The 13,314-nt window shown below is 70.3% G+C and carries 14 protein-coding genes; 11 read left to right on the forward strand and 3 right to left on the reverse strand.

Going from position 1 to position 13,314, the window contains the following annotated elements; translation table 11 throughout:
- Positions 1–143 precede the first annotated feature (143 nt).
- From dnaB to ELQ94_RS01250, 6 genes are all read left to right on the forward strand, one after another.
- Positions 144–1,517, forward strand: a complete 1,374-nt coding sequence (dnaB, locus tag ELQ94_RS01225; RefSeq protein ID WP_127046372.1) for a replicative DNA helicase — start codon at positions 144–146, stop codon at positions 1,515–1,517.
- A 196-nt stretch (positions 1,518–1,713) separates the two neighbouring features.
- The gene (locus ELQ94_RS01230) at positions 1,714–2,835 is read left to right on the forward strand and encodes an FAD-dependent oxidoreductase (RefSeq protein ID WP_127046374.1); all 1,122 of its coding nucleotides are present in this window, start codon (positions 1,714–1,716) and stop codon (positions 2,833–2,835) included.
- Positions 2,836–3,109: 274 nt separating this feature from the next.
- Complete coding sequence (locus ELQ94_RS01235) at positions 3,110–3,823, forward strand: MBL fold metallo-hydrolase (protein ID WP_127047228.1); 714 nt, start codon at positions 3,110–3,112, stop codon at positions 3,821–3,823.
- Positions 3,824–3,862: 39 nt separating this feature from the next.
- A complete protein-coding gene (locus tag ELQ94_RS01240) occupies positions 3,863–4,486 on the forward strand; it encodes a DUF1684 domain-containing protein (RefSeq protein ID WP_127046376.1) in 624 nt (207 codons plus the stop codon).
- A 117-nt stretch (positions 4,487–4,603) separates the two neighbouring features.
- On the forward strand, positions 4,604–5,290 hold the full coding sequence (locus ELQ94_RS01245) for a DUF308 domain-containing protein (protein ID WP_166404618.1): 687 nt from the start codon (positions 4,604–4,606) through the stop codon (positions 5,288–5,290).
- Positions 5,287–5,541, forward strand: coding sequence for a hypothetical protein (locus ELQ94_RS01250; RefSeq protein ID WP_243696809.1), 255 nt, complete (start codon positions 5,287–5,289; stop codon positions 5,539–5,541). The genes ELQ94_RS01245 and ELQ94_RS01250 overlap by 4 nt, the downstream gene beginning before the upstream one ends.
- Before the next feature lie 101 nt (positions 5,542–5,642).
- Here the strand turns inward: ELQ94_RS01250 and purB are convergent, their stop codons facing one another.
- A complete protein-coding gene (gene purB / locus ELQ94_RS01255) occupies positions 5,643–7,025 on the reverse strand; it encodes an adenylosuccinate lyase (protein WP_127046380.1) in 1,383 nt (460 codons plus the stop codon).
- Positions 7,022–7,552, reverse strand: a complete 531-nt coding sequence (locus ELQ94_RS01260; protein WP_127046382.1) for a low molecular weight protein-tyrosine-phosphatase — start codon at positions 7,550–7,552, stop codon at positions 7,022–7,024. The genes purB and ELQ94_RS01260 overlap by 4 nt, the downstream gene beginning before the upstream one ends.
- 209 nt (positions 7,553–7,761) lie before the next feature.
- On the opposite strand from ELQ94_RS01260, the gene ELQ94_RS01265 reads away from it, so the two are divergent.
- Positions 7,762–8,070 carry a hypothetical protein gene (locus ELQ94_RS01265; protein WP_127046384.1) on the forward strand — a complete coding sequence of 103 codons (309 nt, stop codon included), beginning with the start codon at positions 7,762–7,764 and terminating at the stop codon, positions 8,068–8,070.
- Complete coding sequence (locus ELQ94_RS01270) at positions 8,067–9,473, forward strand: hypothetical protein (protein ID WP_127046386.1); 1,407 nt, start codon at positions 8,067–8,069, stop codon at positions 9,471–9,473. The genes ELQ94_RS01265 and ELQ94_RS01270 overlap by 4 nt, the downstream gene beginning before the upstream one ends.
- A 55-nt stretch (positions 9,474–9,528) precedes the next feature.
- Here ELQ94_RS01270 and ELQ94_RS01275 read toward each other — a convergent pair whose 3' ends face one another.
- Complete coding sequence (locus ELQ94_RS01275; protein ID WP_127046388.1) at positions 9,529–9,930, reverse strand: phage holin family protein; 402 nt, start codon at positions 9,928–9,930, stop codon at positions 9,529–9,531.
- A gap of 112 nt (positions 9,931–10,042) precedes the next feature.
- On the opposite strand from ELQ94_RS01275, the gene ELQ94_RS01280 reads away from it, so the two are divergent.
- Genes ELQ94_RS01280 through ELQ94_RS01290 form a run of 3 tightly spaced genes read left to right on the forward strand, consistent with a single transcriptional unit; the run spans position 10,043 to position 13,310 of the window.
- Complete coding sequence (locus ELQ94_RS01280) at positions 10,043–11,158, forward strand: histidinol-phosphate transaminase (RefSeq protein ID WP_243696810.1); 1,116 nt, start codon at positions 10,043–10,045, stop codon at positions 11,156–11,158.
- Positions 11,155–12,297, forward strand: coding sequence for a thiamine pyrophosphate-dependent dehydrogenase E1 component subunit alpha (locus ELQ94_RS01285; protein ID WP_127046390.1), 1,143 nt, complete (start codon positions 11,155–11,157; stop codon positions 12,295–12,297). The genes ELQ94_RS01280 and ELQ94_RS01285 overlap by 4 nt, the downstream gene beginning before the upstream one ends.
- A complete protein-coding gene (locus tag ELQ94_RS01290) occupies positions 12,294–13,310 on the forward strand; it encodes an alpha-ketoacid dehydrogenase subunit beta (protein WP_127046392.1) in 1,017 nt (338 codons plus the stop codon). The genes ELQ94_RS01285 and ELQ94_RS01290 overlap by 4 nt, the downstream gene beginning before the upstream one ends.
- Positions 13,311–13,314 lie beyond the last annotated feature (4 nt).

Consider the following 13,314-nt stretch of genomic DNA (forward strand, 5'->3'; position numbering starts at 1 on the left):
GGTATGGACGACGCCGTTCAGGCCGGATCCACTGCAAGACCGCGTCCGCGTCCATCACGGATGCGGGAGCACGGTACGGAGCGGTACGGCACGGATCACGACGAGCGGGTCCACGGGCACCACATCACTCCAGGAAGGGTCGTATGTCGATCGCGCATCTCGGACTCACCGACGAATTCTCCTCCGACGAGAAGCGCCAGGGCGAGCGCACCCCTCCGCACGACATGCTCGCGGAGCAGTCGGCCCTCGGCGGCATGATGCTGTCGAAGGACGCGGTCGCCGATGTCGTCGAGACGGTACGCGGCGGCGACTTCTACGTGCCGAAGCACGAGATCATCTTCGATGCGCTGCTCTCGCTGTACTCGCACGGCGAGCCCACCGACGTCATCGCGGTCACGGACGAGCTCATCAAGACGGGCGACCTGCAGCGTGCGGGAGGCGCCGACTACCTCCACACGCTCACCGCTCTCGTGCCCACGGCGGCGAACGCGGGCTTCTACGCCTCGATCGTCGCGGAGCGCGCGCTCCTGCGCCGCCTCGTGGAGGCCGGTACCCGCATCGTCCAGATGGGTTACGCCGGAGAGGGCGAGGTCCTCGACCTCGTCAACAACGCCCAGGCGGAGATCTACTCCGTCGCCGCGAACGACAACACCGAGGACTACGTCCCGCTCAACGTCGCCGTCGACGCGGCGATCGAGGACATCGAGGCCGCCAAGGGCCGGGACGGCCAGTTCACGGGCGTCCCCACCGGCTTCTCTGGCCTCGACCAGCTCACCAACGGACTGCACCCCGGCCAGATGATCATCATCGCCGCGCGACCGGCCCTCGGTAAGTCCACGCTCGCGCTCGACCTCGCGCGCGCCGCCGCCATCAAGCACAACATGCCGGCCATCTTCTTCTCCCTCGAGATGGGGCGATCCGAGATCGCCATGCGCCTCATGTCCGCCGAGGCATCCGTGCCGCTGCAGAGCATGCGGAAGGGAACGCTCGACCAACGCGACTGGACCACGATCGCATCCGTTCGCGGCCGCATCAACGACGCGCCCCTCTACATCGACGACAGCCCCAACATGACCCTCGTCGAGATCCGCGCGAAGTGCCGCCGGCTCAAGCAGAAGGTGGGCCTCAAGCTCGTCGTCATCGACTACCTCCAGCTCATGACGTCCGGAAAGCGCGTCGAGAGCCGCCAGCAGGAGGTCTCGGAGTTCTCCCGTGCCCTCAAGCTGCTCGCGAAGGAGCTCCAGGTGCCGGTGATCGCCCTGTCGCAGCTGAACCGTGGACCGGAGCAGCGCGCTGACAAGAAGCCCGCGATCTCCGACCTCCGTGAGTCGGGCTCGATCGAGCAGGACGCCGACATGGTGATCCTCCTCCACCGCGAGAGCGCGTACGAGAAGGAGAACCCGCGCGCGGGCGAGGCCGACCTCATCGTCGCGAAGCACCGTAACGGCCCCACCGACACGGTCACGGTCGCCTTCCAGGGCCACTTCTCCCGCTTCACGGACATGGCCCCGATCTAGCCATCCAGCCCCCTCCTGTTCCGAGAGGCGACCTGCTCACGCGGCGTCGAGACGGACCTTCCGAATCGGCGGGGCGGATGCGATCATGTGAGCCATGCGGGTGGTCGTGTGTGGCGCGGGGATCGGGGGGGTTGGCCCTCGCGCAGGCATTGCGTCGGAGCTGCGATGTGCTCGTGGTCGAGCGCGACGGTGATGGGTGTCCACAGGGGGATACCGGCTCGCCATCAACGGGGCGGCCACAGCGGTGCTCGTCCGTCATCTCGATCCCGACCTGATGGCGCAGGTTCGTGCGGTCAGCGACGGAGCCGATCAGTTCGCTCATTTCACCGTCGCGACCGACCGGCTGCGACCGCTCGTCATCGATGCTCAGGACGCTGGGGAGGATCGGCTGCTCGCCCAGCGCCGCGCTCTGCGTCTGCTGCTGATGAGCGGGCTCGAGAGCCGCATGCGTTGGTCGTCTCGCGTCGACCGGGTCGAGCAGCTGGAGGGTCGTGCGGTGGTCCATCTGTCCACCGGTGAGCGCATCGTCGCCGACCTGGTCGTCGGTGCGGAGGGTGCGAACTCGCCGACCGTCCGATGTGTGACGACAGCGCGTCTCAGCGATGACCTGCGCCTGACCGGCATTGCCGGCTCGACGCCTCGGACGGTCGGAGCACCGGTGCCGAGGTTTCTGCGGCGAGGACCCGCACTGGTGTTCTCAGCCGATGGCACCGGCATGTTCCTGTCGCTCACATCACGTGGGTCCGGGCCGGTCTCACCGGCGCTCGCCGCCGCCGTCGGACCGCCGTCGCTCGTGTGGGGTCTCATCGCCCCGGCTCACCGAGTGGACGGCGCCGGCGAGATGACCGCCGACCTCTTGGTGGAGACCGCGATGCGGTTGACTCATCGGTGGCACCCCTGGGTGCAGTCGCAGATCGCGAGGACGAACCGGGATCGGGTAGCCGCCTACGGCTTTCGTGCGGCGCATCCCGACAGCGATCTGACGCCGTGGGACCCGCGTCATGTCACCGCGCTGGGTGACGCGATCCACGCCATGCCTCCGACCGGCGGGCGCGCCGCCGCGACCGCTCTCCTCGACGCCGGCGAACTCGCCGACCAGATCGGCCGACATCTCAACGGCGACGTCCCGCTCGATGAGGCTCTGCGGCGATACCATCACAACCTCCGCGAGTGGGCCGTGCCCGCCCTGAAGGAATCGCTCGGACCCGTCAGCCTGATCCACCTCCTCGGAAACCCGGCCGCCTCCGTCGTCGCCCGACCCCTGCTCCACGTGGCCGGTCTCATCGGTGCGGGCCTCGTCGGTACCCGCGCACGGTGACGGGGCCACTGTGGACGTCTGCCCAGACGACGGCGGCGTAGCCTGTCCGCATGACGGCAAGGATTGACGGACAGCGCTCGAGGGTGCCGTTGGGCGCCGTCGGGTCCGCGGTCACCTCTCCCGCTTCACGGACCCGGCCCCGGCCCCGATCCAGGGCGACTCTGAACCCGGGGACGACGTCGGTGCGCAGGGGATCCGCCGATGCGAGAGGGGATGTCGATTGACCGAGTTCGTCTCCGTCGCGGACGGTGTGCTAACCACGACCAGTCGCCGCATGTCGACGAACTCGACCATCGTGGTCGGTGGCGCCGACGCCCTGCTGGTCGATCCGGCCTGGATGCCGGACGAGCTCGAAGCGATCGCGGCCGAGCTGGACCGCCGGCAACTCCGCGTCGTCGGAGGCTTCGCGACGCACGCGCATCAGGACCACCTCCTCTGGCACCCGGGATTGGGTGACGCGCCGCGGTGGGCATCCGAGCGCACGGCGAGCCTGTCCGTGAGCGAGAGGGACGTGCTCGTCGAGTTCCTCGGACCGGACTTCCCCGACGACCTCGCGGATCGCATGGGACGCGTCTCAGCGATCGGAGACGTCGTACCGGAGCAGTCCGTGCCGGATGGTTCGGACGTCGAGCTCATCACGCACGACGGTCATGCTCCCGGCCACACGGCGCTCTGGCTTCCCCGACAGTGCGTGCTCATCGCGGGAGACATGCTCAGTGACGTCGAGCTGCCGCTGCCGTTCTACCCGGACGACGTGGCCGCGTACGTCGAGGCCCTCGACAGGCTGGAGCCCTTCGTCCGGCAGGCCCGTGTCGTCGACCCGGGACACGGCACGGTCGGGCACGACGCGATGACGCGGCTCGACCGAGACCGCCGGTACCTCGACGACATGATGCGCTCCGGAGCCTCCGACGATCCCCGCGCGACCGATCCCGCCATGGCGGACGCTCACGCCCACATGGCGGAGATCGCAGCTCGCGGGCGGTAGCGGCGGTTCGATCCACCCCCACAGGCGTACCCTGTCCGAATGACGGATTCGAGTGCCCGCACCGCGCTGGAGGTCGCCGACTGGCGCCGCAGCGTCTTCGCCCTCTACGACGCCGTGCGGCGCACGCCCGACCCGGCCGAGGCGCACGCGCTCTGGCGCACGGGGCGCGACGACCTCATGGGCACGCACCCGGCCAGTGCGCTCACGGGCGACGAGCGCGAGCGCTTCAACGGGCTCCCGGTCGCGCCGTACGACGCGGACTGGCGGTTCGAGCTCCCCATCCTCGAGGCGGAACCCGGGTCCTTCGAGTTCCCCACCGGGACGGACGGGGTCGTGCCCTTCGAGCGGATCGGGCGGGTCGAGATCCCCGACGCCGGCTCGCTCGACGTGTGGCGACTGACGACCTACGGCGGCGGTCTGTTCGTTCCCGTGCGCGACGCGCTCGCGGGCAGGCCAGGCGGCACCTACGGAGGGGGCCGCTACCTGCTCGACACGATCAAGGGGGCCGACCTCGGCTCGGACACCGAGCGCCGCACGATCGTGCTCGACCTCAACTTCGCGTACAACCCGTCGTGCGCCTACGATCCCGCCTGGGCGTGCCCGCTCGCCCAACCCGGCAATGTCCTGAGCGTCCCCGTCCCGGTGGGCGAGCTCTACGCCTGACAGGGGTGGAGAGTCGGGGGTGCCGCGCTCGTGGGGCCCCTCGTCCCGGTCCGCCCACGCGGAGCGAGCCCGTAGACTGGAGGGGTACGACAGCACCCACCGAAAGAGGCCTTGACCGTGGCTCACCCCGCCGGAGTCGACCCCCGCGCAACGCTCGGTTCGACGAGCGGAATCGCCCGGACGTACTGGCCCGTCCCGCTCGTCCGCGCCGCCGTCGCGGCCGTGGCCGCTCTCGTCACCACCTTCTCGCTCGATCACTCGAGCACCCTCGGTCTTCTCGTGTTCGGCGTCTTCGCTCTCGGTGCCGGTGTCGTCGGGGGAGTGTTCGGTGCGTCCCGACTCGGCGAGGACCGCGCGTCTCGGAGGCTCTTCCTGGCGCAAGCGGGCGTCTCCGGTGTCGCCGCGATCACGGCGCTCGTCCTCTCCTTCACGTCGCCGACGCCCCCGGCCTACGTCTACCTCATCGTCGCCTGGGCGGTCGTCGCGGGGTTCCTCGAGCTCGTCGCGGGGGTCCTCGGGCGTGAGCGTTCGCCGCTCGCCCGCGACTGGATGGTCGTCGGCGTGATCACGATCCTCCTCGGGATCGTCTTCCTCGCGGTCCCCCCGGACTTCACCACGAACTTCACCGGCGCCGAGGGCGTCTCCGGCACCATGACGACGTCCATCATGGCCGTCGGCCTCTTCGGGGCGTACGCCGCGATCGTCGCAGCGTATCTCGCGATCGGTGCCTTCACCTACAAGGGCGAGCGCTCCAGGGGTCCCGCCTCGGACGCCTCTGCCCTCGACGAGAGGTCCGCATCGTGAGCAAGGCCAACCGACCGAGCATGCGCGACGTGCTGAAGCCCGTCGAGCTCTTGGCGCTCGCCGCCGCGATGGGGCTCTTCACGGGGCTCATCGCCTTCATGTCCACGCGGGACATCGTCATCGGCCTCATCGGGTTCGGCGTCGCCTTCATCGTCGGCCTCGTGCTGCTCGCGATGTTCGCGCTGTCGATCGCGCCGACGGACGATGAGAAGCGCGACATCGCGGACCAGGATCGCCCCTCGTCTCACTGACGCCCGCACAGGCGACCGGTACCCCCCCCTGATCAGGACATAAAACGGAGATCGTGCGCGTCTCGACGCGCACGATCTCCGTTTTATGGTCTCGGGGCGCGCTACGGGAGGTAGTCGACGAGCTCGGACGCGACGCCGATGTAGCTCGCGGGGGTGAGCGCGAGCAGGCGCTGCTTCGCGTCGTCGCCGATGTCGAGCCCGCTCACGAAGGCCGTGAGGTCGTCGTGACCGATGCGCTTGCCGCGCGTCAGCTCCTTGAGGAGGGCGTACGGGTCGGAGATCGTCGAGCGACCGGCGGCCACCTCGGCGCGGATGACCGTCTGGATGGCCTCGCCGAGCACCTCCCAGTTGGAGTCGAGATCGGCCGCGAGGGCCGTGCGGTCGAGGTCGATCTCGCCGAGCCCGCGCGTGAGGTTGTCGAGAGCGAGGAGCGAGTGCCCGAGCCCCACGCCGATGTTGCGCTGGGTGGTCGAGTCCGTGAGGTCGCGCTGCAGGCGTGAGGTCACGAGCGTCGCGGCGAGCGAGTCGAGGAGCGCGGAGGAGAGTTCGAGGTTCGCCTCGGCGTTCTCGAAGCGGATCGGGTTGATCTTGTGCGGCATCGTCGACGAACCGGTCGCACCGGCCTGCGGGATCTGACGGAAGTACCCCATCGAGATGTAGGTCCAGACGTCGGTCGCGAGGTTGTGCAGCACGCGGTTGGCATGTGAGACGCGGTTGTAGAGCTCGGCCTGCCAGTCGTGCGACTCGATCTGCGTCGTGAGCGGGTTCCACGTGAGCCCGAGGCCCTCGACGAAGTCGCGCGAGAGGGCCGGCCAGTCGGCCGTGGGATCGGCGACGACGTGGGCCGAGAACGTCCCGGTGGCCCCGGAGAACTTGCCGAGGTACTCGGTGCCGTCGATCTGTTCCGCGATGCGCGTGAGGCGGTGGGCCGTCACGGCGATCTCGCGCCCCATCGTCGTGGGGGTCGCGGGCTGACCGTGGGTGCGCGCGAGCATGGCGTCGTCGCGGAACTCGCGGGCCCGGTCGCTCAGCACCGCGATCACGGCGCGGTACTTCGGGAGCCACACGTCGCGCACGGCGGCGGACACGGTGAGCGCGTAGGAGAGGTTGTTGATGTCCTCGCTCGTGCATGCGAAGTGCGTGAGCTCGGCGATGTGGTCGAGTCCGAGGCTCGTCAGACGAGAGCGTACGAGGTACTCCACGGCCTTCACGTCGTGACGGGTCGTCGCCTCGAGCGTCGCGAGCTCGTCGATCTCGGCCTGGCCGAAGTCGCGCACGACGGCGCGCAGGCTCTCGCGCTGCGTCTCGTCGAGCGGGCTCGATCCGAACATCGATCGGTCGGTGAGGAAGATCAGCCACTCGACCTCGACGTGCACCCGCGCGCGGTTGAGGCCCGCCTCGCTGAGGTGCTCACCCAGTTCCGTGACGGCTGCGCGGTAGCGACCGTCGAGCGGGCTGAGCGGTTGAGGGGGAAGTGCGGTCATAGTGTGGCTCCCTGACGGACGGCGGGTTCGAGTTGGCGGAACAGTGCGGTGCACGCCCGCTCTATCATCCCAAGAACCTCGTCGAAGGTCCGATCGTCCGAGTAGTAGGGGTCGGGCACGTCCGCGAGAGCGGCTTGAGCCGGGTCGAAACCGAGCAGAAGGCCGATCTTCGCACGGTCCTCCTCACCGGTCGCCCACGATCGTAGGATCCGTTCGTGGCTGCGATCGAGCGCGACCACGAGGTCGAGGGCGGGGAACCACTCGGGATCGAACTGCCGCGCGCGGTGGGAACGCCCGTCGTAGCCGCGCCGGGCGAGAGCGGCGATGGTGCGCTCGTCGGCGCGTTCGCCGACGTGCCAGTCGCCGGTTCCGGCGGACGCGACGCCGACCCGGGACGCGAGGCCCGCGCGGGAGACGTGGTGGGCGAACACCACTTCGGCCATCGGTGACCGGCAGATGTTGCCGGCGCACACGAAGCTGATGCGGAAGGGTTGCACCGTCTTCGTCGTCGGGCCGTCGAAGTCCATTCGCCCATTGTGGACCACGGGACCCGTCCTGCACAGACCGATTCCGGATGCTGTCCGCCCTCCCCCTGCCGTCCATCCGTCCTCCACCCGTCGTCCAGAGACACCGGTCCGTCCTTGTCGTCCACAGTCGCCCGATCAGCGCGATCCGTCCGCGACCGGGTCGCCCACAGTGGGGTGACCGAGCGCCGTGCTCGGTGGGGAGGACGGACATGATCGAGATGACGCCGGAGCGATTGGATCGCTTGCGCGAGGCGCTGAGGGCGCAGAGGTGGGTCGTCGCGCGGCTCCACGCCGTGGTGAGCGAGACGGCCAGGGACATCGTGGCGCGGGCCGAGGCGGAGCACTGGGACTCCGGGGCCGCGTCGCTCTACCGGGTGCGGGTCGCCGAGGTCGCCGAGGAGCTCAACGTCGCGCGCGGGTTCCTGGCGCGGTCGATGGACGCGATCGACCGGGCGTTGCTCTTCCTCGCCACGGTGCAACCGGCCGTCCCGGCGATGGCGGGACGGGTCGTGCGATGAGCGGCATCGACGTCTCGACGGGTGGTCGCACGAGCGTGGACACCGACGAGCTGCATGAGGCCGCCGCGCGGCTCGAGGCACTCGCCGAGCAGATGTCCGACTGGCGATACGACCTGCTCTCGGCCGGCTCGGCGCTCGCGGGAATCCCGGGCGCGTCCGTCTACGACTTCGCGCGCGACGATCTCGCGGCCGCCGATACCGCGCTGGCGCGCGCCGCGGATTCGGCGACGCGCGTCGGAGGCGCTGCGGCGATCGCCGCTTCCGTCTACGGGGGAGCGGAGGACGTGGCGCAGGGTCTCCTCGACGGTCTCGGAGGGTTCGCGGCCCGGGCGTTCGGCCTCGTCGCCGCCCGCAGCCTCCCCGCGCTCATCGCGCCGGTCGTGGTGGCGGGTATGCCCTACGTGGCGCCGGCCCTCGCCATCGCGGGCGTGCTGTGGGCGAACCCCGTGACCCGCCGCGCGGTCGCGCGTCTCGGCTCGGACCTCGGCGGGTGGGTCGTCGCCAATTCGCGGCACGTCTCCAACCCGGGGGCCGTGGGTCTCGTCCGGGCGTTCGTGTCCGTGAGCGACGACCTCGTGGCGGGTGCAACGGGAGTCCCGCGCGGCGCGGCGGGAGCGGGCCTCGCGGGGCTCGCGTCCTCCCCGATCGTGGGTGCTGCAGCACGCCTCGTCGATACGCCCGTCACGGTCGCGCCTGTCGGACGCGCGGTCACGGCCCCGCCGCCGACCGGAGTGGCCGATGTCGCCTCGCGCATCCCGTCCACCCCGGGAGGGGGCCCGCAAGTGCGCATCGAGAAATACACCTCGCCGGAGGGCGGCGCGCGGTGGGCCGTGTACGTCGGGGGCACGGTGGAACTCGCTCCCGGGTCGTCGGACGAGGCCTTCGACATCGAGTCGGCCGTCACCACCGTCGCCGGGGAGGACGGTGCCGCCTACCGCGCGGTGCTCGCGGCGATGGAGGACGCGGGGGTCGGATCCGGCGAACCCGTCGCGATCACGGGGCACTCCCAGGGCGGTCTCGTGGCGGCGGCCGTGGCCGCGTCCGGCGAGTACTCCGTGGACACCGTCGTGACCTTCGGGGCCCCCTCTGCCCAGATCCCGGTGGTCGAGGGCGTGACGACCGTCGCGGTCGAACACACGGATGATCTCGTCCCGGCCCTCGCGGGAACGGAACCGGTCGACGACGCGCGCACCGTCGTCTCGCGCGACACGTTCTCCCGCAACAGCGAGGACGGTTCGCTCTTCGGTGCCCACTCCATCGAGGAGTACGAGCGCACGGCGAGCCTCATGGACGCCTCCGACGACCGGCGACTCGTCGAGCTCCGCGAAGCGCTCGGTCGGCTCGCCCCTGACGCGTCTGCGGGGGAGGCGCGCCTCTACCGGGCCGATCGGGTGGTGCCGTGAACCGGGAGGCCGTGAGTCCTGGCTCCGCGAAACGTGGCGCTGCGAGCCGGCAGCGTCAGTCGCGGGCCTTGCGCATCTGGGGGCGCAGGATGATGTTGAAGACCCCGTTGATGAGGGCGAAGACGAGCGCCCCGAGCACACCCCACCAGAACCCGTCGACCTGCAGGCCGAAGCCGAAGAGCGACGTGATGGACGCGACGAGCATGAGCAGCAGCCCGTTCACGATGAACGAGATGAGCCCGAGCGTGAGGATGTAGAGGGGGAACGCGACGATCCGGATGACGGTGCCGACGACGCTGTTCACGAGGGCGAAGACCACCGCGACGATCAGGTACGTCACGACGGTGGCGACCCAGTCGCCCTGCGTCCACGGTGTGACGGTGACACCCGCCACGATCAGCGTGGTGAGCCAGATCGCGACGGCGTTGATCACGATGCGAAGGAGGAGACCGCCCATCCTGTGATCATCCCATGAACGCGCGGCGGGGCGCCAGTCGCGCGGCGGCTGTGGCGAGACCGGGTTCCCGGTATTCCGGTCCCGCTATGGAGCGCGCGTCTACACTCGAAAGGTGACGAACTCCGAGCAGCCCGCGGTGAAGCTCCGTCCGGAGATCCTGGCCACCCCGCCCTACCGACAGGGCCGTCCGGCCGGACCCGACGCCTTCAAACTGTCGAGCAACGAGAATCCCTTCCCCCCGCTCCCCGGCGTGATCGAGGCGATCGCCGCCGCGGTCGCCGTCAACCGCTACCCCGACGCCTCGGCACTCGGCCTCCGCGAGGTGCTCGCCGAGCGAGTGGGAGTGAGCGTCGACGAGGTGCACGTGGGCGCCGGTTCCGTCGCGCTCCTCAGTCAGCTCATCACCGCCGCCGCCGGCCCGGGCGACGAGGTCGTCTACGCCTGGCGCTCCTTCGAGGCCTACCCCGGCCTCGTGACCGTCGCCGGCGCCACGAGTGTGCAGATCCCCAACCGCGCCGACCACTCTCACGACCTCGAGGCGATGGCGGCCGCGGTCACCGACCGCACGCGCGTCGTGATCGTCTGCTCTCCGAACAACCCGACGGGAACGGTCGTCTCGGCCGACGCCTTCGCGGCCTTCCTCGACGCGATCCCCTCCGACGTGCTCGTCATCCTCGACGAGGCGTACGCCGAGTTCGTCACGGACGAGTCGGCCGTCGACGGTCTCGCCCTGCTCGGAACCCGCCCGAACCTCGTCGTGCTCCGCACCTTCTCGAAGGCGTACGGCCTCGCGGGACTCCGCATCGGCTGGGCCGCGGGCCCTGCGCCCGTGCTCGACGCCGCACGCGCCGCCGCGATCCCGCTCTCCGTCACCGACCCGGCGCAGCGCGCCGCGATCGTCTCGCTCGGCCTCGAGGCCGAGCTGCTCGAACGCGTCGGATCCCTCGCCGCCCGGCGGGACGACCTCGCCGGCCGCCTCCGCGGTCTCGGCCTCGCCGTGCCGACGGCGCAGGGGAACTTCCTCTGGATCGCCGCGGGCGACGAGGCGACGGCCGTCGGAGAGATCCTCCTCGACGAGGGCGTCGTCGCCCGCGTCTTCCCCGGCGACGGCGTCCGCGTCTCCATCGGCGAGGAGGCCGCCGTCGACGGCGTCGTCGCCGCCGGTCGACGCATCGTCGAGCTGCTGCCCGCCGACCACCCCGCGAGACGGATGGAGGTCAGCGCATGACCGACCCGACCGAGAACACGACCCCCACGCCCGTGCAGTTCATCGCACCGGACGGGTCCTTCGCCCCGAACGCCGGCGCCGACGAGTACCGCGACATCGCCGAGAGCATCGACGACGCGATGCTGCAGCGCATGTTCCACGACATGACCCTCGTGCGCGCCTTCGACGTGGAGGCCGGCAACCTCCAGCGGCAGGGGCAGCTCGCACTCTGGGTGCCGAGCCACGGCCAGGAGGCCGCCCAGGTGGGGTCCGCCTTCGCCACGCGCGCGCAGGACCACGTCTTCCCCTCCTACCGGGAGCACGCCGTCGGCTTCGTCCGGGGCATCGACCTCATGAACGTCATCCGCCTCCTCCGCGGCGTGACGCACGGTGGCTGGGACCCGAAGGACCCCCGCAACGGCAATTTCCACCTCTACACCCTCGTCATCGGCTCGCAGGCGTTGCACGCGACCGGCTACGCCATGGGCATCGCCCTCGACGGCGCGAGCGGGACGGGCGACCTCGAGGCGGACCAGGCGGCCATCGTCTACTTCGGCGACGGTGCCACGAGCCAGGGCGACGTCAGCGAGGCCTTCGTCTTCGCCGCGAGCTACCAGACGCCGCAGGTCTTCTTCCTGCAGAACAACCACTGGGCCATCTCCGTCCCGGTCACGCGCCAGTCGCGCACGCCGCTGTTCCACCGCGGCACCGGCTTCGGCATCCCGAGCGTCCAGATCGACGGAAACGACGTGCTCGCGAGCTACGCGGTGACGGCGAAGAACCTCGACGACGCCCGCTCCGGAGCGGGGCCGCGCCTCATCGAGGCCCTCACGTACCGCATCGGCGCGCACACCACGAGCGACGACCCCACGAAGTACCGCACCGACGACGAACTGGCCTCGTGGGTCGCCCGCGACCCCATCGCCCGCTTCCAGACGTACCTGCGTGCCCGCGGCGCCGACGACGCGTTCTTCGCAGACGTCGCGGCAGAGGCGAAGGACTACGCGGCCGACACCCGTCGCCGCACTCTCGCGCTCGAGTCGCCGCCGGCGGAGCTGATCTTCGAGAACGTCTACACGGACGAGCACCCGCTGACTGCCGAGCAGTTCGACTGGCTCGAACGCTATGAGGAGAGCCTCGAAGGGGGAGACGCACGATGACGGAGACCAGCACGGTGCAGACACCGACGACGAGCGAGCTCGCCACGATGCCCATGGCGAAGGCCCTCAACGCGGGCCTCGACGCGGCGCTCGCCGCCGACGACCGGGTCCTGCTCATGGGTGAGGACATCGGAACCCTCGGCGGGGTGTTCCGGGTCACCGAAGGGCTCCAGAAGACCTACGGCGAGAACCGTGTGCTCGACACGCCCCTCGCCGAGTCCGGCATCGTCGGCTCGGCGATCGGCCTCGCGATGCGCGGCTACCGCCCGGTGTGCGAGATCCAGTTCGACGGCTTCATCTTCCCGGGCTTCGACCAGATCACCTCGCAGCTCGCGAAGCTCACAAACCGCCACGAGGGCAATCAGGCCTTCCCCGTGGTCATCCGCGTGCCCTACGGCGGCCACATCGGCGCTGTCGAGCACCACCAGGAGAGCCCCGAAGCGTACTTCGCGCACACGGCCGGCCTCCGCTCGGTGAGTCCGTCGACGCCGCACGACGCCTACTGGATGATCCAGGAGGCGATCGCCTCCAACGATCCCGTCATGTTCTTCGAGCCGAAGAGCCGGTACTGGCAGAAGGGCGCCGTCGACCTCTCGGCCCCGTCCGTCCCGCTGCACGCGAGCCGGGTCGTCCGGGTCGGCAGCGACGTCACGGTCCTCGCCCACGGCGCCATGGTGGCCGTTCTCCTCCAGGCGGCGGAGCTCGCCGCGGAGGAGGGCATCAGCCTCGAGGTCGTCGACCTCCGCTCGATCTCCCCGATCGACTACGCGCCCATCCTCGAGAGCGTCCGCAAGACGGGCCGACTCATCGTGGCGCAGGAGGCCCCCGGGTCCGTGTCGGTCGGGTCCGAGATCGCGGCGACGGTCGCCGAGCGGGCGTTCTACTCGCTCGAGGCGCCGGTCCTGCGCGTCTCCGGTTTCGACGTCCCCTTCCCGCCGGCGAAGCTCGAGGGCGTCTACCTGCCCGACGCCGACCGCATCCTCGAGGCCGTCGATCGCGCCCTCGCCTACTGATCCA

This window comes from Labedella endophytica (genome assembly GCF_003990045.1).
Lineage (GTDB): Bacteria > Actinomycetota > Actinomycetes > Actinomycetales > Microbacteriaceae > Labedella > Labedella endophytica.

Bases quoted from the DNA above. Each gene is read 5' to 3' on its own strand.
- dnaB (WP_127046372.1), top strand. From the start codon at position 144: ATGTCGATCGCGCATCTCGGACTCACCGACGAATTCTCCTCCGACGAG.
- ELQ94_RS01260 (WP_127046382.1), bottom strand. From the start codon at position 7,552: ATGGACTTCGACGGCCCGACGACGAAGACGGTGCAACCCTTCCGCATC.
- ELQ94_RS01265 (WP_127046384.1), top strand. From the start codon at position 7,762: ATGATCGAGATGACGCCGGAGCGATTGGATCGCTTGCGCGAGGCGCTG.
- ELQ94_RS01275 (WP_127046388.1), bottom strand. From the start codon at position 9,930: ATGGGCGGTCTCCTCCTTCGCATCGTGATCAACGCCGTCGCGATCTGG.
- ELQ94_RS01240 (WP_127046376.1), top strand. From the start codon at position 3,863: ATGACGGATTCGAGTGCCCGCACCGCGCTGGAGGTCGCCGACTGGCGC.
- ELQ94_RS01270 (WP_127046386.1), top strand. From the start codon at position 8,067: ATGAGCGGCATCGACGTCTCGACGGGTGGTCGCACGAGCGTGGACACC.
- purB (WP_127046380.1), bottom strand. From the start codon at position 7,025: ATGACCGCACTTCCCCCTCAACCGCTCAGCCCGCTCGACGGTCGCTAC.
- ELQ94_RS01235 (WP_127047228.1), top strand. From the start codon at position 3,110: ATGTCGACGAACTCGACCATCGTGGTCGGTGGCGCCGACGCCCTGCTG.
- ELQ94_RS01285 (WP_127046390.1), top strand. From the start codon at position 11,155: ATGACCGACCCGACCGAGAACACGACCCCCACGCCCGTGCAGTTCATC.
- ELQ94_RS01290 (WP_127046392.1), top strand. From the start codon at position 12,294: ATGACGGAGACCAGCACGGTGCAGACACCGACGACGAGCGAGCTCGCC.